A 20,473-nucleotide genomic window follows, 5' to 3' on the forward strand; every position below is an offset into this window, starting at 1 on the left:
CGGGGCACCGACGCGGCGGAATCGCTCAGGTCAGGACGATCGCGATGAACGGGACGACGAACGTCAGGAGCATCGCACCGACGACGATCAGGGCGGTCCGGCGCTGACGATCGGCTCGGCGTTGCGCGTCGGGGCGGTGGTCGGGGTCGGTCAACGGTCCTCCAGGAGTCGGGGCACCTATCGTCTCATCCGCGTCGCGGACGGCGGACGCCGACCGTGACTGAAGCGTCAGAGCCGCCCCGCCGCCTTCAGCGCGAGGTACCGGTCGCTCAGGGTCGGTGCGAGCGCATCGGGGTCCGAGTCGACGACCTCCGCGCCCTGGAGCCGCAGCAGCTCGGCGATCCCGTCCCGCTCGAGTGCGACGCGCGCCGAGGCCGCTGCGTCGTACACGTCGTCCGACGTCCACGGTCGGCCGTCGTCGGGCCGTCCCAACGGCGGGTCGGCCACCGAGGCCACCACGACCTGGTGGCGTGCGGTCAGGCTCCCGACCACGGGCAGGAGCCCCGAGTGGGCGACGGCCGGGTCGATCGAGGTCAGGAGGACGACGAGCGAGCGCTGCGAGACTCTGGCCCGGATCTCCGCGGCGATCGCCCGCCAGTCGGTCTCGACCAGTGCAGGTTCGATCGTCGACGTCGCCCGCGCGAGCGGTGAGAGGACGTCCTTGCCGGAGGCACGGGTGACGGCGCTGCGCAGGTGAGTGTCGTAGGCGATGAAGTCGACCCGGTCCCCGGCCCGTCCCGCGAGCGTCCCGAGCAGGAGCGCGGCCTCGATCGACGCCTCGAGCCGGGGTCCCGCCCCGACGCGGGTGGCGGAGGATCTGCCGGTGTCGGCGACGACGACGACGCGTCGGTCGCGCTCGGGCCGCCACGTGCGCACGACGACGTCGGCTCGCCGCGCCGTCGCCCGCCAGTCGATCGACCGGACGTCGTCGCCCGGGACGTACTCGCGCAACGAGTCGAACTCGGTGCCCTGCCCGCGCACATTCGTGGCCGTCCGACCGTCGATTTCCCGCAGCCGCTGGATCCGGCTCGGCAGGTGGGTGCGTGCCGCGAACTCCGGGAGCACACGAACCTTCGCCGGGAGCTCGCGCGACTGCTGGCGCCCCGCAAGCCCGAGGGGGCCGAACGTCCGGACGGTGACGAGATCGGCGATCCGCTCGCCCCGTCGGGTCGGGACCAGGGTCGTGGAGAACCGCCGCGTCTCGTGCGCGGGCAGGGCGAGCCGATGCCGGTCCGCGGTCGCGCCGGCCGACGGGGGCCACGCGTCCCGGACGACCCCGCGCACCCTGCGATCGCCTGCGCCGACGGTCAGGGTGCAGCGTGTCGGCTCGCCGAGCCGCACCGCGCCGGGGACCGACCGGGAGACGGCAAGCGAACCGGGAGCCGCCGCAAGGAGTCCGTCCAGCGTGCAGAGCACCACCACGAGCAGCACCCACGCGAGGATCGTGAGGCCCGAGGGCGCGAGGAGCAGCGGCACGACGCCCAGCGCCGTGAGCGCGGCCGCCCGGCCGGTGATCACCATCAGCGGGGGACGGGCACGGCGTTCAGCACCGTGTCGAGCACCGCCGAGGTCGTGACGCCCTCGAGCTCCGCCTCGGGACGCAGCTGGATGCGGTGCCGCAGGGTCGGGTGAGCGAGCGCCTTCACGTCGTCCGGCGTCACGAACGTGCGGCCGCACATCCACGCCCACGCACGAGCGGTGGCGAGCAGCGCCGTCGTGCCGCGGGGCGAGACCCCGAGAGCGACGGAGGGCGACTGGCGCGTCGCCGAGCAGACGTCGACGACATACCCGAGAACGGCCGGGTCGACGCTCACGGCGGCAACCTCGGCGCGTGCCCGCTCGAGGTCGGCTGGCGTCGCGACGGCGCGCACACCGGCCGCCGCGAGGTCGCGCGGGTCGAACCCCGCGGCGTGGCGGCCGAGCATTTCGACCTCGACCTCGCGCGACGGCAGCGGGAGGACGATCTTCAGCAGGAACCGGTCGAGCTGGGCCTCGGGGAGCGGGTACGTGCCCTCGTGCTCCACGGGGTTCTGCGTGGCGATCACGGCGAACGGCTCGGGCAGCGGACGGGGTGCGCCGTCCACCGAGACCTGGCGCTCCTCCATGGCCTCGAGGAGGGAGGCCTGCGTCTTCGGCGGCGTCCGGTTGATCTCGTCCGCGAGCATCAGGTTGGTGAAGACGGGACCTTCGCGAAAGGAGAACTCGGCGGACCGGGTGTCGTAGACCAGTGAACCGGTGACGTCGCCCGGCATCAGGTCGGGCGTGAACTGGATCCGGGTGGTGCTCAGCTCCAGCGACGACGCCAGCGCCCGGACGAGGAGCGTCTTCGCCACACCCGGCACCCCCTCGACGAGGACGTGCCCGCGGCAGAGCAGGGCGATCAGCAGGGTGGTGACGGCGGAGTCGTTGCCGACGACCGCCTTGCCGACCTCGCCGCGAACGCGAGCGAGCGCCGCGTGCGCGTCTGCACCGACGTCGGACTTGGTCGTGGGAATCGGGCCGTTCGGGTCGGTCACGTCGTCGGTCACAGCGGGTGAACCTCGCTCTCCAGCGTGTCGAGGTGACGCGCGAGCTCAACGAGTCTCGCGTCGTCGGCGGGTGGGGGGCCGTACAGCAGTGCGGAGATCTCGTGGGTCGAGCGCCCACTGGCGGAGCTCACGGCGGCGACGACCGCTGCCGGGTCCGCCGACCGGGGCAGGCCGAGCCGGTCGGCAAGCCGTCGGGCCGTGGCAGCACGAAGTCCGGCGCCGGCATGGCCCCGAGCGCCGTGTCGGCGGTAGAGCCGCGCGCGCCCCCGCGTCGCCTCGGAGGACCGCACGACGACAGGGAGGGGCTCGGTCACGACCCGGCCGAGGTGTCGGCCCTGCCAGAGCCCGAGCACCACGACCGTCACCGCGCCCTGCAGAAGGACGAGGATCAGCCACGGTGGCAGGAGTCCGGGGTCGGGCTCGGACTCGACGGGGACGAGGGCAGGGACGAGCCACGTCACCTCGGGGCGCTCGCCGACGGCCCGGAGCGCGAGTGCCGCGTTGCCCGCCGTCGAGACGTGCTCGTTCGTGACGGCGCGAGCGTCCGCGAAGACGCGGACGGTCCGGTCCCCGTCGACCACCGCGTACGCTCCGGCACCGTCCTCGACGAAGCAGACGACGGCGCCGTCACCGGAGGAGGACAGATCGCCCGCCGAGCGCACCGAGCCGGCGGCGACCGCGTCGGGGTCGTCGCAGCCGGGCGTCGTCCTGACCGAGGCGGGCGCACTGTAGGCCCGTGTGACGGCGCCGTCCGTCGCTGCGTCGAGGAGCGTCCGTGACGGGTCGAGCAGCACCAGGTCCGCCTCGGTCGAGACGAGCAGGTCGACCTGCTCCGCCTCCAGGTACGCCCCGGGAGCCACCACCAGGGTCGTCCCGGTCACGCCGGACTCTGCTGCGACGTCGACGGAACCGGTCTCGGTCACCGTCACGCCCTGGGCGCGAAGTACCTGGGCGAGCGCCCGGGTCCCGTCGGGCGTCGCGGTCTCCGTGGAGAACGGCGTCGTCGAGCTCGGGCGGGGGAGCAGGAGGAGGACGAGGACGAGACCGCCCGCGAGGCCGAGGGCCGTCAGCCAGGTCCGTGCCCGGCGCGCCCGGCGCGTACGCGAGGGCCGCGCACCCGGGGCCGTGTGGGGTGGTGCGTGGAGGGCCGACGGAAGCGTCGGCGTCGGCGTCGGCGTCGTCACGGAACGACCACCGTCTCGGGCGAGGAGGGCCGCACCGGTCGCGTGCGGGCGACCTCCTCGTCCAACGTCGACATCGCGGCGTAGTCCTCGGCGCCCGCATACCGATGCCCGTAGAGGACGCCGTCGAATCGGTGGGCGCCCTCGACGAGCCCACGGCTGACGTCGGGGAGCGCAGGGGAGGCCTCGCGGGCGATCTCCTGAGCCGTGCGCCCGGCCCGTTCGTCGAGGATCGCCCGCTCCTCCAGGCTCCGGGCGATCGCGCGGAACCGTTCCGACGTGGCGAGGGCCCAGCGGCCGTCGTCCGCATAGCGCTGCGCGTCCGTGCGAATGTCCGAGGCGGTGCGCGGGTCGTCGTCGAGCACCGCGTCCGACGCATGGCGCTCCGCAGAGCCGAGGCGGATCCGGCCGCCCACGACGAACCCCACGATCAGGAGCAGGAGGAGACCGACGGAGACGACGAGTGCGAGCGGGATGCTGAACGTCGCGTCAGGGACGGTGAGCGAGCCGAGCCACAGGAGGAAGCGCTCCAGCAGGGACGCGCCGCCCTGCGAGTACTCGGACCGTGCCAGCTCGTCCGCGAGCCACTGCCGCGCGGTCTCGGCGTCCGGGTCGACCGGCACGTCCAGGACGGCGCCCAGGACGACGACGGACGAAACCGTCATCCCTCGCCCTTCGTCCGGGTCGCCGCCGCGGCGAGCTCGATGTCGAGCCCCTCGGTACGCATCCGCACGTCGATGTAGAGCAGGGAGACGACGGCGGCCATGATCACGACGGTCAGGATGTTCGCGATCAACGAGCCGAACATGCTGGCCCCGACCATCAGGGTCAGCGACTCAGGAGCGACGAAGGCGGCGATCAGCGAGAACGGCTGGACGACGAGGCTTGCGACGAGCCCGAGGATGATCTGCGTGAGCAGCGAGATGCCGAGCAGGCGCCAGAAGTGCCCGCGGGTCAGGCGCCAACCACGGGCGACGGCCTTGCCGAAGGTCTGTCCCTCGAGGACGATCGCCGCCGGGACGAGCAGCACCCGCGTCGAGAGCCACAGGAGTACGCCGACGTAGGCGACCAGCCCGACGATCCCGACGATCACGGCCAGCGCGATCGACACCTCGCTCGCGGCGATCGCGAGGGCCACGACCACGAAGACTAGCGTCCCGGCGACGACGATCGTCCCCGCCATGAGCGCGAGGGTCCACACCAGGAGCCGCCAGACACGCCCTCGGCTGCTCTCGCGCACCTCCTCGTAGGACGGCTTGCGGCCGAGGACCGCCTGGCTCACCGCCACGATCAGCAGGCCCGTCACCAGCGGGGTGACGAGCCAGATCACGGCTGCCTGGGTGAGCTGGCCCACGAGGAGCAGCAGCGCCGAGGCGTCATCCGTCGCGGTGGCCCCCGCCTCGGCGAAGCCCGCGTCGAGCTCCATCACCCAGCCGTTGACGTAGCCCGAGAGGTACCAGGTGACGAGGGCCGCGACGATCGTGGCCAGCGCCATGATCGCGCTCGAGACGCCGAGCATCACCTTGGGGTTCGCGCGCAGCGCCCCGAACGCGCCGTCGTAGATCTCGCCGAGCCGCAGCGGACGCAGCGGGATGATTCCGGGCCTGGCGACGGCAGGCGGCGGGGTGTAGCCGGGAACCGGGGGGCCGTACTGCCCCTGGGGCTGTCCGTACCGGGGCGGCTGCTGGCCGTACTGCGGCACCTGGCCGGGGGTGGCGTACTGGCCGTACTGCGGGGCCGGCCCCCATCCGGGCGGGGTCGGTGCGGCCGGCGGCACGGGCTGCGGCGTCGGGTCCGCGCTCTCCGGGGACGAGGTCTGGCCGTCGGCGGGGGGCGGGTTCTGGTCCGGCGTCGTCATGCGGTGGGTCTCCCGGGAAGGATGCTGATGGTGGCGGCGGCGTCACGTGCTGGTCGTGCGAGCCTAGTACGTCGGGGGCCGCCGCAGGCGTCGTGATCCACAGGCGACGCCGCCTCCACAGCGTGCCGCGCATCCCCCCGTCGCGAACCCTCGGATGGCAGTATGGACGCATGAAGCTTCGTGTGCTGGTCGTGGACGACGACACGGCCCTGTCAGAGATGATCGGGATCGTCCTGCGTTCCGAGGGGTTCGACCCGGTGTTCTGCGCCGACGGTGACCAGGCCCTGGAGACGTTCCGCAACAGCGAACCCGACCTCGTCCTGCTCGACCTGATGCTCCCGGGCAAGGACGGCACAGAGGTGTGCCGTCAGATCCGCGGCGAGTCCGGCGTGCCGATCATCATGCTGACGGCGAAGAGCGACACCGTCGACGTCGTCCTCGGGCTCGAGTCGGGAGCCGACGACTACGTCTCCAAGCCGTTCAAGCCGAAGGAGCTGGTCGCTCGGATCAAGGCACGACTGCGCCGCAGCGACGAGCCGGAGCCCGAGGTGCTCTCGATCGGCGACCTCGAGATCGACGTCCCCGGGCACCGGGTGAGCCGGGGCGGTGAGGCCATCGCCCTCACTCCGCTCGAGTTCGACCTCCTGGTCGCCCTGGCGCGCAAGCCCTGGCAGGTCTTCACCCGAGAGGTCCTTCTGGAGAAGGTCTGGGGCTACCGCCACGCCGCCGACACGCGACTCGTCAACGTCCACGTCCAGCGGCTGCGCTCGAAGATCGAGCACGACCCGGAGAACCCCGAGGTCGTGCAGACCGTTCGTGGCGTCGGCTACAAGGCCGGTGCGGCCCGCACGTGAGCACCGACGGCCCGTCGTCGTCGGGGCGGTCGTCACGGCGGCGGGCCTCGGACCTCGTCCGGTCCCTGGCGGAGCGGGCCCGTCTGGGCGGTGCCCGCGCGGTCTGGGTCTGGCGCTCGTCCCTCCAGCTGCGCGTCGTCAGCTCCGCGCTCGCGGTCGGCATCCTGACCGTCGCCGCGCTGGGCGCCTACATGTCGACCACGATTCGTGACGGGGTCTTCGACCAGCGCCTCGCCGAGGTCGACGACGAGTCGGCCCGCTCCACCGCACAGGCCCAGTCCCAGTTCGACGCCGCCCCGGCCACGTCCCCCGACAGCGTGCAGACGCTGCTCTACGACATGCTGTGGGTCATCCAGGCGTCGGGGTCGGGCAGCCGGCACGTGTTCCTCTGGAGCGAGGACGACCAGTCCGGGGTGATCGACGTCTCGACCGCGCCGCAGTACGACGACCTCGTCACCGAGGAGATGCGCGAGCGGACGGTCGAGACGGCCGACCCGGACTCGGCCGTCAACCAGGTCCTCCAGTCCGTCGCGATCCCTCTCGACCCCGGGGACCCGGACTCGGCGGTGGTGCCCGGCGTCGTCGTGGGGACCACGGTGAACGTGCCCGTGGAGGGGACGTTCGAGCTGTACTACCTGTACTCGTTCGAGCCCGAGCAGGAGACGCTCGACTTCATGCAGCGCTCCCTCTTCAGCGGCGCCGTCGTCCTCGTCGTCCTGCTGGGCGTGATCGCGTGGATGGTGACCCGACAGGCCGTCGACCCCGTGCGTCGGGCGGCGCGGGTGGCGGAAAGGCTCGCGGACGGGCTGCTCGACGAACGCCTGACCGTCCGGGGACACGACGAGATGGCGACGCTTGCGCGGTCGTTCAACGAGATGGCGCAGAGCCTCCAGGAGCAGATCAACCGGATGGAGGAGCTCTCGCTGCTGCAGCGGCGGTTCGTCTCGGACGTGTCCCACGAGCTGCGGACACCGCTGACCACGGTCCGGATGGCCAGCGAGGTCCTGTACGCGTCCCGTGACGACTTCGATCCCGCGGCCAAGCGGTCGGCCGAGCTGATGCAGACCCAGCTCGACCGGTTCGAGGAGCTTCTGGCGGACCTCCTGGAGATCAGCCGGTTCGACGCAGGGGCCGCGATGCTCGACGCCGAACGGCGCGACCTGCGCGACGTCGTCGACCGGGCGGTCGACAACGCCCAGACGCTCGCGGCGTCCAAGGGGGTGTGGCTCGCGGTCGACCTCGGCGACGAGCCGGCGTCCGCCGACATCGACCCGCGCCGGGTCGAGCGCGTCGTGCGCAACCTGCTGAACAACGCGATCGAGCACGCCGAGCAGGGACCGGTGGAGGTCCGGGTGGCCGCGGAGCCTCGCTCCGTGGCGGTGGTGGTGCGTGACTATGGTGTCGGGATGACGGTGCAGCAGGTCGACCGTGTCTTCGACCGCTTCTGGCGCGCCGACCCCGCGCGGGCCCGCACGACCGGCGGGACGGGTCTGGGCCTGGCGATCTCGCTGGAGGACGCGCGCCTGCACGGCGGCTGGCTCGACGTCTGGGCGCGGCCGGACCAGGGCTCTGCGTTCCGCCTCACGCTGCCGCGTCGTGCCGGGATCGTGCTCGACGGGTCACCGCTGGAGCTCGTGCCGGCCACCGCAGACCGTCGTGACGACCCGCACCCGCCGTCCGGCGCGATCCGGATGGACGCCTCGGACCCCACCAGCCTGCCCGCGATGGCACCGGGACAGGAGGAGTCGTGACCTCCGGCATCCGCAGGACCGTCGCCGCGATCGTGGCAGGGGCGCTCGCCGTCGTGCTCGCCGCCTGTGCCTCGATCCCGACGTCGGGCCCCGTGCTGGACGGCGACGCCGACGTCGCCTCCCCGAACCAGCTGTTCGTCAGTCCGGAGCGCGCGCGCGACGACGCGGACCCCGAACAGATCGTCCGCGGCTTCGTCAAGGCGCAGGCGGCCGGACCGGCCACGGGGACCTACGAGATCGCCCAGTCGTACCTGACCGACGACGCGACCGCCTGGGACCCGTCGACGCAGGTGCTCGTCTACACCGGGGAACCGCAGCTGACGGTCGAGATCGACGGTGACACGGCCACCGCCCGCGGGAGCCTCTCCGTCCTCGCGAGCGTCGACGACCGCGGCGTCTACACGGTGGAGCCGCCCGACGCGACGCGCGAGCTGAACTTCGACCTCACCCAGGACGCCGAGGGGCGGTGGCGCATCGACGCGCTCGAGAACGGGACGCTGATGGCCTCCATCAACTTCGAGCAGTCGTTCCAGGAGTCCGTCCTGTACTTCCCGACGCCGGACCGGACCTACTTCGTCCCCGACGTCCGGTGGCTGCCGAAGAGCTCGAGATGGCAGACCCTGGCCGTCACGGCGCTGCTCGCCGGTCCGGTCGAGTGGTTGCAGGACTCGGTCATCGACGTCGCCCCGCCCGGGACGGAGCTGGGGATCGCCTCGGTGCCGGTCGAGGACGGCGTGGCGACCGTGGACCTCACGAGCCCGATCAGCTCGGCATCGCCCGAGGACCGTGCGCTCCTGCTCGCCCAGATCGACGCCACGCTGGCGTCGTACCCGCGGACGCGCTCCTACGAGCCGATCCGGTCGGTCGAGCTCACCTCGGGGGGGACGCCGCTGCGGGTCGACCCCGAGCCTGCCCCGTCCGTGGCGAGCGTGATCGGGTCGCCCCTGGCCGTCGCCGAGGGATCGCTCGTCGAGGTGTCGGGCACCAGGCTCGAGACGCTCGAGTCCGCGCCTTCGCTCGACGGCCTCGACCCGACGGCGTTCGCGCTCAGCGGTGACGTCTCACGGGCCGCCGACGGGTCGGCCGTCGTCGTCCGCGACGGAGACGACCGGCTCGTGTCACTCCGGCAGGGTGAGGACGAGCGGACGGCGATCTGGACCGGCGACGACCTCGTCGCCCCGACCGTCGACCGGTTCTCCTGGGTGTGGACCGCCAACGGAAGCGGTCCGCCGTCCGTCGTCTCCCTCGACGGCGAGAGCACCGAGGACGTCACGGCGGGATGGCTGGACGACCGGACAGTCACCTCGATCGACGTGTCGGCCGACGGCGCCCGCATCGTCGTCGTCTCGGCGGGCAGCGGGGGCGTGCGGGTCCATGTCACCGGCGTGATCCGGGACGGCGACGGGGTCCCGACCGGGCTGGCCGAGCCGATCCGCGTGGGTGTCGCCCTCGTGGAGGCGACGGAGGCGGTCTGGTCCGACTCGTCGCAGCTCGCGGTGCTCGGGGCCTCCTCCGGTCAGGACAGCCCGGTCGTGCATCTCGTCGACGTCGGGGGAAACACCGAGTCGTTGTCCGAGGTCAGCGGTGCGGAGCACCTCGCGGCGGGCAACGGTGAGCAGAGCCTCCTCCTCGTCGACGCGGACGGCGACCTGTCCGGGCGCTCCACGCAGGGCACGAGCTGGCAGGCGCTCGCGGTCGACGTCGACCTGGTCGCCTACCCCGGATGACCCTGTCGGCGCTCGCTCGGCTCGTCGTCCCGGTCAGCTGTCCCGGGTGTGGACTCGAGGACGTCCGGTGGTGCGACCGGTGCCTGGCGCCGCTGCGTGCCGAGCTGAGTCCTCGTCACGACGTCGCGCGGATGGACCGCCTCGACGGTCGCCCGGTGCCCGTGTGGGCGGTGGCGGACTATGCGGGACCGGTCCGCGACGTCGTCGTCGCGTGGAAGGACCGGGCACGCGCAGACCTGAGCGATCCGCTGACCCGGTCGCTGCGCCGGGCGGTGGCGCTCGCGGCGGGCGACCTCGCACCGCCCGACCGGCCGCTCGTCGTCGTGCCGGTGCCGTCCTCACGGGCGTCGACGCGCGCGCGTGGATGGTCTCCCGTCGGGGACCTCGCCGACGCCGTGGCCGTCGGGCTCCGTCGGGCCGGGGTGCCGGCGGCGACGTCGGACCTCTTGCACGTCGCAGGGCGGTCGACCGATCAGGTCGGCCTCGGTCTTCGCGCCCGCGCGACCAACCGGGCGACGTCGACGCGGGTGCGTGCCCACGCGGCGCGCCGGCTGCCGACCGGGCAGGAGTGTCTTCTCGTCGACGACGTCGTCACGACCGGAGCCACGCTCGCGACGTGCGTCGACGCGCTGCGCGAGCACGGGCTCCGGCCGCACGCGGCGATCGCCCTCGTCGCCACTCCTGCACCGGGGTTTCACGCGATCCCCTCGTCGCCGCGGAGCGTCGAGGTGTCGAGACACGACCCCGCGGGCTAGGGTGAGAACAGGACAGGGAGACCACCGGGTCGACCTGGCCGACGTTCCGATCGGACCGCCGTCGTGCGGATCGTGGGAGGTGATGAACGCGGCATCGGATGCCGTACGTTGACCAACCGGGCTACGGCCCGACATCACTGCGGGACGCCAGGAGTGCTCCCGCGGAGTACCGGAGGTTCACATGGAAATCACCGTCGTCGGACGCCACACAGAGGTCCCCGAGCGCTTCCGCAGTCACGTCGAGGAGAAGCTGTCCAAGCTGGACGCCCTCGCCCCGACGGCCCAGCGCATCGACGTCGAGGTCACGCACGAGAGCAACCCCCGGATGGCAGAGATCAGCGAGCGGGTCGAGCTGACCGTCAGGGGCAAGGGCCCCGTGATCCGCGCCGAGGCATCCGCGGACGACCGGTTCGGAGCCCTGGACCTCGCCGTCGCCAAGCTGAGCGAGCGGCTCCGTCGAGCGCGGGACCGCCGCAAGGACCACCGGAAGAACGTCATCGACCCGCCCGTCGACGTGCGGCCGTTCGACCCTGAGCGCGACCTCCCGAAGCCCGAGGTCGAGCCGGTCCGCGCACCGAGCGAGCCCGGCGAGTCCGTCGAGACGACGCTCGGTGACTCGCCCGTCGTCATCCGGCAGAAGCTGCACACGGCCGAGGCGATGAGCGTCGACGACGCGTTGGACGAGATGGAGCTGGTCGGCCACGACTTCTTCCTCTTCATCGACGTCGAGACGTCCCGCCCGTCGGTCGCCTACCGGCGGCGCGGATGGAGTTACGGCGTCATCGCGCTGGACGCGACCTGCACCAGCAGCGAGTCGACCGTCACCGTCTGACCCTTCGCACCACCTCTCCCCGTCGGGCCCCGCACGTCGCGTGCGGGGCCCGACGTCGTTCTGTCGGGGGAGGGCGGCACCATGGAGGGCATGGACACGATGAGTCTCGCCCAGGCGCGCCGGACGGCGCTCGCGGCGCAAGGTCTGCACCGTCCGCGGCGCGTCCGTGCGGGGCAACCCACGATGCGCGACCTCCAGCGGGTCGTCGACACCGTCGGGCTGCTGCAGATCGACTCGGTCCAGGTTCTCGCCCGCGCGCACCTGATGCCGCTCTTCTCGCGCCTCGGACCGTACGACACGGGCCTGCTCGACCGGGCGAGCGGGCGCGCGCCACGGCGTGTCCTGGAGGCCTGGGCCCACGAGGCCTCGTACGTCACGCCCGAGGTGTACCGGCTGCTCGCGTGGCGTCGGGCACGGGTGGCCACCGACGCCTGGGGGTCCATCCGGAGCGTGGCGACGTCGCATCCCGAGGTCGTCCGCGTCGTCCGCGAGGTGATCGCCGCCCACGAGGGTCTGACGGCTGCCGAGGTGCACGAGCTGCTCCTCGCGGACGGAGTCGTGGAGGCCCGGCAGGGCGAGAGCTGGGGCTGGAACTGGTCGGTCGCCAAGCAGGCGCTCGAGTACCTCTTCTTCACCGGCGAGGTCGCTGCCGCGCGCAGGACCACGACGTTCGAGCGGGTCTACGACCTGGCGGACCGGGTCCTGCCGGCGAGCGCCCGCGGTGACGTCGACGACGACGAGGCCGTCCGCGGGCTGCTCGAGCTCGGTGCTCGTGCCCACGGGGTGGGGACGCTGCGGTGCTTCAAGGACTACGTCCGCCTGCGGGGGACGGTCATGCGTACCGCGATGGAGGATCTTGTCGACGGCGGTGTCCTGCGGCGGGTCGACGTGCACGGTTGGGACGAGGCGACCTACGTGCACGCGAGTGCGGTACGTCCGCGGTCCGCGGGCGCTGCCACGCTGCTCAGCCCGTTCGACCCGCTCGTCTTCGAGCGCACGCGCCTCGAACGGCTCTTCGGGCTCCGCTACCGACTCGAGATCTACGTGCCGGCCGCACAGCGGGTCCACGGCTACTACGTCCTGCCGTTCCTCGAGGGCGACCGCGTCACGGCTCGCGTCGACCTGAAGGCCGACCGGCGCGCAGGAGTTCTGCGTGTCGAGTCGGCGCACAGCGAGCCGTTCACCCGCACGACGACGGCTCTCGCCCTCGCCAGGGAGCTCCAGGTCCTCGCCGGCTGGCTCGGGCTGCCGGAGGTGCTGGTCTCCGGCCGGGGAGACCTCGCCGGGCCGCTGGGGAAGTCGCTCGAGGAGACGTTCGCGACCGGCGGAGATCCCCGGTCCGGCGGGGCTGACGGCGACTAGTTGTGCCCCGATGACGGGACGGCGTCGTGCCCAGGGGCAGTTGGGTCCTACGATGGTCGGTGGTGTGACGTCGGTGACGTCGTCCACCCGCCGCGCAGCCGGCCGGCCGCGGCGCGATCGACAGGGAGAACCAGTTGCCTTCCATCTTCGAGAAGGCCCTGCGCTTCGGCGAGGGTCGGATCCTGAAGAAGCTCCATGGTCTGGCCGACCAGGTCAACCGGCTCGAGCCGAGCTTCGAGGAGATGACCGACGAGGAGCTCCGGGAGGAGACCGACCGGTTCAAGCAGAGGATCGAGGGCGGTGAGTCGCTCGACTCCCTGCTGCCGGAAGCCTTCGCGACGGTTCGCGAGGCAGCCCGGCGCACGCTCGGGCAGCGACACTTCGACGTCCAGGTGATGGGCGGCGCCGCCCTGCACCTCGGGAACATCGCCGAGATGAAGACCGGTGAGGGCAAGACCCTCGTCGCGACCCTCCCCGCCTACCTCAACGCGCTGTCGGGCAAGGGCGTCCACGTCGTCACGGTCAACGACTACCTGGCGAAGTACCAGAGCGAGATCATGGGACGCGTCTTCCGCTTCCTCGGCCTCGAGACCGGGTGCATCGTGTCGGGGCAGACTCCCGCGGTTCGGCGCAAGCAGTACGCCGCCGACATCACCTACGGGACCAACAACGAGTTCGGCTTCGACTATCTGCGCGACAACATGGCGTGGTCTACGGACGACCTCGTGCAGCGCGGACACAACTTCGCGATCGTCGACGAGGTCGACTCGATCCTCATCGACGAGGCGAGGACCCCGCTGATCATCTCCGGCCCGGCGTCCGGAGACACGAACCGGTGGTACGGCGAGTTCGCACGCGTCATCCGGACGCTCGAGCTCGGCACGGACTACGAGGTCGACGAGAAGAAGCGCACCGTTGGCGTCCTCGAGCCCGGCATCGAGAAGATCGAGGATCACCTCGGGATCGACAACCTGTACGAGTCCCTCAACACCCCGCTCATCGGCTTCCTGAACAACGCCATCAAGGCCAAGGAGCTCTTCAAGCGCGACAAGGACTATGTCGTGATGAAGGGCGAGGTCATGATCGTCGACGAGCACACCGGTCGAATCCTGGCCGGCCGCCGGTACAACGAGGGGATGCACCAGGCGATCGAGGCCAAGGAAGGCGTCGAGATCAAGGCCGAGAACCAGACGCTCGCCACGATCACGCTGCAGAACTACTTCCGCCTGTACTCGACCCTCTCCGGCATGACCGGTACGGCCGACACCGAGGCCGCGGAGTTCCAGGGCACCTACTCCCTCGGCGTCGTCCCGATCCCGACGAACCGTCCGATGCAGCGCATCGACCAGAAGGACCTCGTCTACAAGAACGAGAACGGCAAGTTCGACGCCGTCGTCGCCGACATCGTCGAGCGCCACGCGGCCGGACAACCCGTGCTCGTCGGCACGACCAGCGTCGAGAAGTCCGAGCTGCTGAGCTCGAAGCTCAAGCGTCAGGGTGTCCCGCACGAGGTCCTCAACGCGAAGCAGCACGAGCGTGAGGCGCCGATCGTCGCGCAGGCCGGACGCAAGGGTTCCGTCACCGTGGCCACGAACATGGCCGGGCGTGGTACGGACATCATGCTCGGTGGAAACGCCGAGTTCATGGCCGTCGCAGCCCTCGCTGAGCGGGGCCTCGACCCGCAGGAGACGCCGGAGGAGTACGAGGCTGCCTGGCCGCAGGCGCTCGCCGACGCCGAGGCTGCAGGACGCGCCGAGCACGACGAGGTCAAGGAGCTCGGCGGGCTCTACGTCCTGGGGACGGAGCGTCACGAGTCCCGACGGATCGACAACCAGCTGCGCGGCCGGTCCGGACGTCAGGGTGACCCGGGGGAGTCCCGGTTCTACCTGTCGATGGAGGACGACCTGATGCGCCTGTTCAACTCGAGTCTCGCCGAGTCGATGATGCACCGCGCCGGGTTCCCGGACGACGTCCCGCTCGAGTCCAAGATGGTCTCGCGCGGCATCGCGAGCGCCCAGGGCCAGGTGGAGTCGCGCAACTTCGAGATCCGCAAGAACGTCCTCAAGTACGACGACGTCCTCTCCCGTCAGCGCACGGTCATCTACGACGAGCGACGCCGTGTCCTGGACGGCGAAGACCTGCAGGAGCAGGTCCAGCACTTCCTGACGGACGTCGTCACGGCCTACGTCACCGCGGCGACCGCGTCGGGCAGTGCCGACGAGTGGGACTTCGACGAGCTCTGGACGGCCCTGCGAGCGGTCTACCCGGTCCAGATCACCGTCGACGAGCTCTTCGAGCAGGCCGGCTCTCGCGTGCTCGTCACCCGGGAGATGCTGCTCGAGGAGGTGCTCTCGGACGCCCGGGTGGCCTACGAGGACCGCACGCAGTCCCTGGGCGAGGCCAACATGCGCCAGCTGGAGCGTCGCGTGGTGCTCTCCGTCCTCGACCGCAAGTGGCGCGAGCACCTCTACGAGATGGACTACCTCAAGGAGGGCATCGGGCTGCGCGCGATGGCGCAGCGCGACCCCCTGGTCGAGTACCAGCGCGAGGGATTCCAGCTCTTCAACGCGATGACCGAGGCCATCAAGGAAGAGTCGGTCGCGTACCTGTTCAACCTCGAGGTGAAGGTGCAGCCGTCCGGCGGTGCGCCGATCGACGCGGCGTCGGCGGCGGCAGCAGCACGTGCGGGTGCCGCGCAGGGCATCACGCCGTCGGCGTCGCCGGCCGTCGAGGTCACGCCGGCTCCGGTCTCCGAGGTCGCAGAGGCGTCGTCCGCAGAGTCGGTCGAGGAGCCCACCGCGGATCCCGGACCGGTCGTCGACGACACGCCGGCCGCCGCACCGCGGGCCGAGTCCGGTGGCGGGGACACCCTCATCGCTGAGGGGCTCGACGGACCGGCACGTCCGATACCGCTGTCGTACTCGGCGCCGGACGAGGACGGGTCAGGGAAGGCCGTCGTCTCGAGCTCGCGCCGTGCGCGTCGCGAGCTGTACGGCGAGGCGGCCAGTGCCGAGAGCGACGGGCGCACGTTCCCCGGGACCCCGCGCAACGCCCAGTGCCCCTGCGGGTCGGGCAAGAAGTACAAGGTTTGCCACGGGCAGAACGAGCAGTGACGGACACCGCGCTCGGGATCGTCAACCGATCTCGAGCGCGGTCACGCGCCACGCGCCGCGCCGTGCCTCGACACGGATCGCTGCAGCGCGCACTCGTTCGCCGTCTTTGACCACCACGGCGGCTTCGGCGACGTTCGCGCCGATCCGAACCGTCCTGGCGCGAAGGACGGTGAGCGGTAGACCGCACGGGGTCGCCGCCTCGGCCGCCCGTCTGAGCACGGCCGCACGGCGTCCGAGCGCCTCGTAGATCTCCGGCTCGACCCAACGGATCAGCTGGGCGAGAGGGCGTCCGCCATTGAGCACTTCGAGCGACGCCCGGACGATGGCGACGCAGATGCCGGTCGGGTCGCCGAGCGTGTCGGACCCTGTCGGCGCCGCGTCGAGCGGGCGAGGTGGGCGGTGCGGCGACGGGCGGACGTGGCTCGGGTCCAGGACCGGTGGTCGTCCCAACGGGGCCGCGCGCCGTCGTCGACCGGCGGGCTGTCCGGGTACTGCGGTCACGCGGGGGGCTGCCGGCTGGGGTGTGGCGAGGCTTCTCACGTCGCTGCTCCTTTGCTGCGAAAGCTGCTGAATGGGTGTGCGGATCCGTCCGCCGTGCTCCTGGCCAGGCGGAGTGGTGCGGGGGAGTGTGTCTGCTAGCCGGGCGGCCTGAGCTCCATCCCGGGAAGGATCAGGTTCGGGTTCGAGCCGATCGTCGCGCTGTTGGCGGTGATCCAGCGCTCCGTCGCCGCGGCGATCTCGGCGTTCGAGGCACCCGGGCCCAGATCCTTCGCCGCGATGGACCAAAGCGAGTCGCCCCGGAGGACGACGACCGAGGTCGAGCGACGGTCGTCCCTGGCCTGGACGGGAGCAGGGTGGCTCACCACTGTGGCGCGCGGGGCGGGCGCCGGTTCGGCGGCGGGTGCGTCCGACCGGGTGGAGTGCCAGGTGGGATCGACAGCCTCGGGGACGGTGTGTGGCTCACGGTCGGTCGGTGAAGCCGAGGCGGTCCACCCGACGTCGAGGGGTGTCGCCACCGAGGTGACGCTCACGCTCGTCGACGTCGCGGGGTCGGCACCGCTCCCCGCCGCCGTGTCCGTCGCCAGCGCCCCCGCGCCCGGAAGGACGAGTCCGGCACTGACGGTCGCCGTGATCCCGATCCGGGTCAGTCGTCGCACCACCGCGGGGGCGATCCGTGCGACGAGCCGTTCGCCGGCCCGCCACTGCGTCCCGGCACCGCGCGCGACGAGGCAGAGGCAGGCGAGGATGCTGCTGAGCAGGAGCCAGGACGCCGTCGCCGCACCCAGGGTGCAGACCGCGATCTCGACGACGTCCTCGATGTCGAGAGGAGTGCGCTCCACGACCGCGAGGCCGTGGCGCACGAGCAGGGCAGCCGACGCGGCGCCGGCCAGGGTGAGCACGGAAAGAACCAGTGTGCTTCTTGCTGGTTTGTAAAGCTGATGATGCTCAGCCACTCTCGCCCCCTGCGATTGGTGCCGGATTGTGTTTGTTGATGCACGGTGGTGCTTGATGTCGTTTGTTCGGTCTAGATACAAGCGTTCGCTCGTAGGTATGTCCATAGGCGTCCTGACATGTGGACCACATTGCGGACATTTTCAACCATTCGCCTAGCGTGACGTGTCATGCGCTGGGACCGGCTCGTCGACGACCTCGAGGCACAGTTCGATGCGGAGGCGCGGGCCGAGCTCGCAGGTCAGACGGCCGAGCTCACGCGGGCGGAGCAGGCCGCGGTCGTCCTCGCGGACCGGCTGCGGGCAACCTTCGACCCGGTGTCCGTGGTGCTGGGCGACGGCTCCGTCGTGACCGGTCGCGTGGCACACGTCGGCGCGGACTGGGTGGTCGTCCGCCCGGAGCCGGGTCGCGACAGCGGTGACGAGCTCGTGCCGATCTCCGCGATCGACGTCGTCGAGGGGGTGGGCGTGCGGACGCGCGCGGACGAGCGGATGCCCCGGCTGACGTCGGTCCTGCGTGCGTTGCAGCGCGACAGGGTGCTGCTGACGATACGGACGCGGGCCGCGAGCACCACCGGTCGTCTCGCACGGGTCGGGCGAGACCATCTTGACGTCGTCGAGGAGCGGGACCGGTTCACCGGTCGGCCGCGAACCCGCGTCGTGAGGCTCGACGCACTCCTCGCGCTCCGTGAGTCGGACCCGCACCCCTTCTGACGGGTGCGCCCCGAGGTCGGTGCTATCCGTCCAGGTCGCCCGTCGCGATCTTGCTCCGGGTCCGGTGGTAGAGCTCCTGGATGTACGACTCCAGCTCGCTCACCTCGATGCGCCACTGGCCGCGACCGCCGACCTGGATGGCCGGCAGCTCGCCGCTCCGGACGAGGTGGTACGCAGCACTCGGCGAGATGTTGAGCTCTTCGGTCACGTCGGTGAGCGTCAAGAATCGCCGGGTCATGGCTGAGAGTTTGGCACGGCTGATCCAGCGACCGGGCTCGTCGTCCACAGGCGTCTGACGCGAGCTGTCCGAAAACGGCAGGATATGTCCCGACCGAGACACCGACCCATGGAGCATCATGACGACCACCGCGGAACGCCCCACAGCCGTCGCACCACGACTGCGCCGTCCCGGGTGGCGGGATCCCCGCCTGCTCGTCGGCATCCTGCTGGTCGCGCTGTCCGTCCTCGCGGGGTCGTGGGCCGTGTCGAGCGCAGGTGAGACGGTTCCGGTCTACGCGGCGTCGCGCGTGCTCACCGCAGGCGACTCGGTCGACGTCGACCAGCTCCGGGTGGAGGACGTCCGGCTCGGCGCGGACCAGCTCGATCTGTACGTCCGGGCTGACGGCGACGAGGTCGTCGACACCATCGCGATCCGGACCGTCGGGGCGGGTGAGCTTCTGCCGAGCTCGGCGCTCGGAGACGCCGGCGCGGTCGACGTGCGACCGGTCGCGCTCACGGTCACCGATGCGTTGAGCGACCGGGTGGTCGTGGGCGCGCCGGTGGACGTCTGGTTCGTCCCGGAGGGCGACGAGGGCGGTGCAGAGCCGCGGGTGCTCGTGGAGGGCGCCGTCGTCGACGCCGTGGACGACGGCGGGGGCGCGTTCGTGGTGGGTGGTGCCACCACCCTGCACGTCCTGGTTCCCGGTGACGTGCTCGACAAGACTCTCGCCGCCCTGGCGACCGACGGCGTGGTCTCCGTCGTACCGGTCGGAGGATCGCGGTGACAGCACCGATCACCGTCCTGTGCATGCTGCGCGGCCGGGCCGAGTCTGCCGTCGTCGAGGCGATCGCCGAACCGTCCTCCGGTGCGGCCGTCACCCGGAGGTGTGCCGACCGTGCCGAGCTGATTGCCGCCGCGGTCGCGGGCGCCGGTGAGGTGGCGCTGGTTCCGGCGGGGCCGGGTGGACTCGATCGCGAGAGTGTCGCGGCGCTCCACGACGTCGGGGTCCGTGTGGTCGCCGCCGCCGAGTCCGGGGCAGCCGCCGACGCGGCCCGGGCGACCGGCGTCGACGTCGTCTGCGACGCTTCTCCGGCGGCGTCCGTCGTCGACGCGATCCGGCGCGCGTCGCTGAACGAGGCCCCGGGCCGTACCGAGCCGGGGCCGCGCGCGCAGGTCCCTGCCCGTCGTGGCGCCGTGATCGCCGTGTGGGGGCCGACCGGGGCCCCGGGCCGGACGACCGTCGCCGTCAACCTGGCTGCCGAGCTCGCCGAGCCGCCGTCGCGGCGCCGTCGGCGTGGTGTCGTCACGGTCTCGTCGTCCTCGATGGTCGTCGACGCGGACACCTACGGCGGGTCGGTGGCTCAGCACCTCGGACTGCTCGAGGAGTCTCCAGGCCTCGTCAAGGCTGCACGCCTGGCGGGTCGTGGCGCACTCGATCGGACGGCGCTGGGCGAGATCGTCCTCCAGGTCCGGCCGCGGATGCACGTCCTGACGGGTATCGCCCGTCCGCAACGGTGGCCCGAGCTGCCCGGTCCGTCGCTCGACGCGGTCTGGGACGTCGCGCGCGGACTGGTCGACAACGTGGTGATCGACTGCGGTTTCGGGATCGAGCACGACGAGGAGCTCACCTACGACACGCGGGCTCCGCAGCGGAACGCGGCGACGATCAGTGCACTGCGGGCCGCTGACGTCGTCGTGGTCACCGGCTCCGGGGAGCCGGTCGGGGTCCAGCGTCTCGTCCGCGCGCTCGACGACCTGACGGAGTCGGGGTTCGGGATGACGGCTGCACGAGTCGTGGTCGCGAACCGGGTGCGCTCCTCGGTCAGCGGCCAGGGGGCGGAGGCGGCGGTGCAGGGTCTCCTCGCACGGTTCGCGGGGGCCGACGACGTTCTCGTCCTGCCGGACGACCGGCCGGCCCTGGACCGGGCCATGCTGGAGGGTCGGGTCCTGCTGGAGGCTGCGCCGAACGCACCGGCGCGCAAGGCGATGTCTACGCTCGCAGCTCGCGTGCGCTCGCTCGCCATCGCACGATCCGGCACCGCGGTCCACGCGGCGGCCGCGACGGCCGGGGTGGCCGCCCCGGACTGGACGGACGTCGCCGCGTCGCCGATGCTGGCAGACTGAGGT

Annotated in this window: 19 protein-coding genes; 10 read left to right on the top strand and 9 right to left on the bottom strand. The window is 71.8% G+C overall.

Annotated elements, in window-relative coordinates; genetic code table 11:
- Positions 1–25 precede the first annotated feature (25 nt).
- From Q343_RS15695 to Q343_RS0108445, 6 genes are all read right to left on the bottom strand, one after another.
- Entirely contained in the window at positions 26–154 is a 129-nt protein-coding gene (locus tag Q343_RS15695; protein ID WP_269457229.1) for a hypothetical protein, read from the bottom strand.
- A 74-nt stretch (positions 155–228) separates the two neighbouring features.
- Positions 229–1,521, bottom strand: coding sequence for a DUF58 domain-containing protein (locus Q343_RS0108425; RefSeq protein WP_029253140.1), 1,293 nt, complete (start codon positions 1,519–1,521; stop codon positions 229–231).
- Positions 1,521–2,516, bottom strand: coding sequence for an AAA family ATPase (locus tag Q343_RS0108430; RefSeq protein ID WP_428829345.1), 996 nt, complete (start codon positions 2,514–2,516; stop codon positions 1,521–1,523). Before Q343_RS0108430 ends, Q343_RS0108425 begins: the two co-directional genes overlap by 1 nt.
- 8 nt (positions 2,517–2,524) lie before the next feature.
- Positions 2,525–3,712, bottom strand: a complete 1,188-nt coding sequence (locus Q343_RS0108435) for a DUF4350 domain-containing protein (protein ID WP_052367023.1) — start codon at positions 3,710–3,712, stop codon at positions 2,525–2,527.
- Positions 3,709–4,374, bottom strand: coding sequence for a DUF4129 domain-containing protein (locus tag Q343_RS0108440; RefSeq protein WP_029253143.1), 666 nt, complete (start codon positions 4,372–4,374; stop codon positions 3,709–3,711). Before Q343_RS0108440 ends, Q343_RS0108435 begins: the two co-directional genes overlap by 4 nt.
- Positions 4,371–5,567, bottom strand: a complete 1,197-nt coding sequence (locus Q343_RS0108445; RefSeq protein WP_029253144.1) for a DUF7847 domain-containing protein — start codon at positions 5,565–5,567, stop codon at positions 4,371–4,373. The genes Q343_RS0108440 and Q343_RS0108445 overlap by 4 nt, the downstream gene beginning before the upstream one ends.
- 170 nt (positions 5,568–5,737) lie before the next feature.
- Here Q343_RS0108445 and mtrA point away from each other — a divergent pair, with 170 nt between their 5' ends.
- From mtrA to secA, 7 genes are all read left to right on the top strand, one after another.
- The gene (gene mtrA / locus Q343_RS0108450; RefSeq protein WP_029253145.1) at positions 5,738–6,421 is read left to right on the top strand and encodes an MtrAB system response regulator MtrA; all 684 of its coding nucleotides are present in this window, start codon (positions 5,738–5,740) and stop codon (positions 6,419–6,421) included.
- Positions 6,418–8,172, top strand: a complete 1,755-nt coding sequence (gene mtrB / locus Q343_RS0108455; RefSeq protein ID WP_052367024.1) for an MtrAB system histidine kinase MtrB — start codon at positions 6,418–6,420, stop codon at positions 8,170–8,172. Before mtrA ends, mtrB begins: the two co-directional genes overlap by 4 nt.
- Positions 8,169–9,899, top strand: coding sequence for an LpqB family beta-propeller domain-containing protein (locus Q343_RS0108460; RefSeq protein WP_029253147.1), 1,731 nt, complete (start codon positions 8,169–8,171; stop codon positions 9,897–9,899). Before mtrB ends, Q343_RS0108460 begins: the two co-directional genes overlap by 4 nt.
- Entirely contained in the window at positions 9,896–10,654 is a 759-nt protein-coding gene (locus Q343_RS0108465) for a ComF family protein (protein WP_081829726.1), read from the top strand. The genes Q343_RS0108460 and Q343_RS0108465 overlap by 4 nt, the downstream gene beginning before the upstream one ends.
- A gap of 181 nt (positions 10,655–10,835) precedes the next feature.
- The gene (hpf, locus tag Q343_RS0108470; RefSeq protein ID WP_029253149.1) at positions 10,836–11,486 is read left to right on the top strand and encodes a ribosome hibernation-promoting factor, HPF/YfiA family; all 651 of its coding nucleotides are present in this window, start codon (positions 10,836–10,838) and stop codon (positions 11,484–11,486) included.
- 90 nt (positions 11,487–11,576) lie between these two features.
- Positions 11,577–12,848, top strand: coding sequence for a winged helix-turn-helix domain-containing protein (locus tag Q343_RS0108475; RefSeq protein ID WP_052367025.1), 1,272 nt, complete (start codon positions 11,577–11,579; stop codon positions 12,846–12,848).
- Between the two features lie 134 nt (positions 12,849–12,982).
- The gene (secA, locus tag Q343_RS0108480) at positions 12,983–15,961 is read left to right on the top strand and encodes a preprotein translocase subunit SecA (RefSeq protein ID WP_029253151.1); all 2,979 of its coding nucleotides are present in this window, start codon (positions 12,983–12,985) and stop codon (positions 15,959–15,961) included.
- A gap of 21 nt (positions 15,962–15,982) precedes the next feature.
- Here the strand turns inward: secA and Q343_RS0108485 are convergent, their stop codons facing one another.
- The gene (locus Q343_RS0108485) at positions 15,983–16,501 is read right to left on the bottom strand and encodes an Rv3235 family protein (RefSeq protein WP_248616787.1); all 519 of its coding nucleotides are present in this window, start codon (positions 16,499–16,501) and stop codon (positions 15,983–15,985) included.
- A 95-nt stretch (positions 16,502–16,596) separates the two neighbouring features.
- Positions 16,597–17,361, bottom strand: a complete 765-nt coding sequence (locus Q343_RS0108490; protein ID WP_029253153.1) for a LysM peptidoglycan-binding domain-containing protein — start codon at positions 17,359–17,361, stop codon at positions 16,597–16,599.
- Between the two features lie 222 nt (positions 17,362–17,583).
- On the opposite strand from Q343_RS0108490, the gene Q343_RS0108495 reads away from it, so the two are divergent.
- Positions 17,584–18,126 (top strand): hypothetical protein, encoded by a 543-nt coding sequence (locus Q343_RS0108495; protein ID WP_043109805.1) that lies wholly within the window; start codon positions 17,584–17,586, stop codon positions 18,124–18,126.
- A 22-nt stretch (positions 18,127–18,148) separates the two neighbouring features.
- Here Q343_RS0108495 and Q343_RS0108500 read toward each other — a convergent pair whose 3' ends face one another.
- Positions 18,149–18,364 carry a helix-turn-helix domain-containing protein gene (locus Q343_RS0108500; RefSeq protein WP_029253155.1) on the bottom strand — a complete coding sequence of 72 codons (216 nt, stop codon included), beginning with the start codon at positions 18,362–18,364 and terminating at the stop codon, positions 18,149–18,151.
- A gap of 118 nt (positions 18,365–18,482) precedes the next feature.
- Between Q343_RS0108500 and Q343_RS0108505 the strand changes: the two genes are divergently transcribed.
- Complete coding sequence (locus tag Q343_RS0108505) at positions 18,483–19,130, top strand: glycoside hydrolase family 127 protein (RefSeq protein WP_029253156.1); 648 nt, start codon at positions 18,483–18,485, stop codon at positions 19,128–19,130.
- A complete protein-coding gene (locus tag Q343_RS0108510; protein WP_211248986.1) occupies positions 19,127–20,470 on the top strand; it encodes a CpaE/TadZ family protein in 1,344 nt (447 codons plus the stop codon). The genes Q343_RS0108505 and Q343_RS0108510 overlap by 4 nt, the downstream gene beginning before the upstream one ends.
- The last annotated feature ends 3 nt before the right edge of the window (positions 20,471–20,473 follow it).

It is taken from the genome of Paraoerskovia marina DSM 21750 (genome assembly GCF_000701465.1).
Classification (GTDB): Bacteria; Actinomycetota; Actinomycetes; order Actinomycetales; family Cellulomonadaceae; genus Paraoerskovia; species Paraoerskovia marina.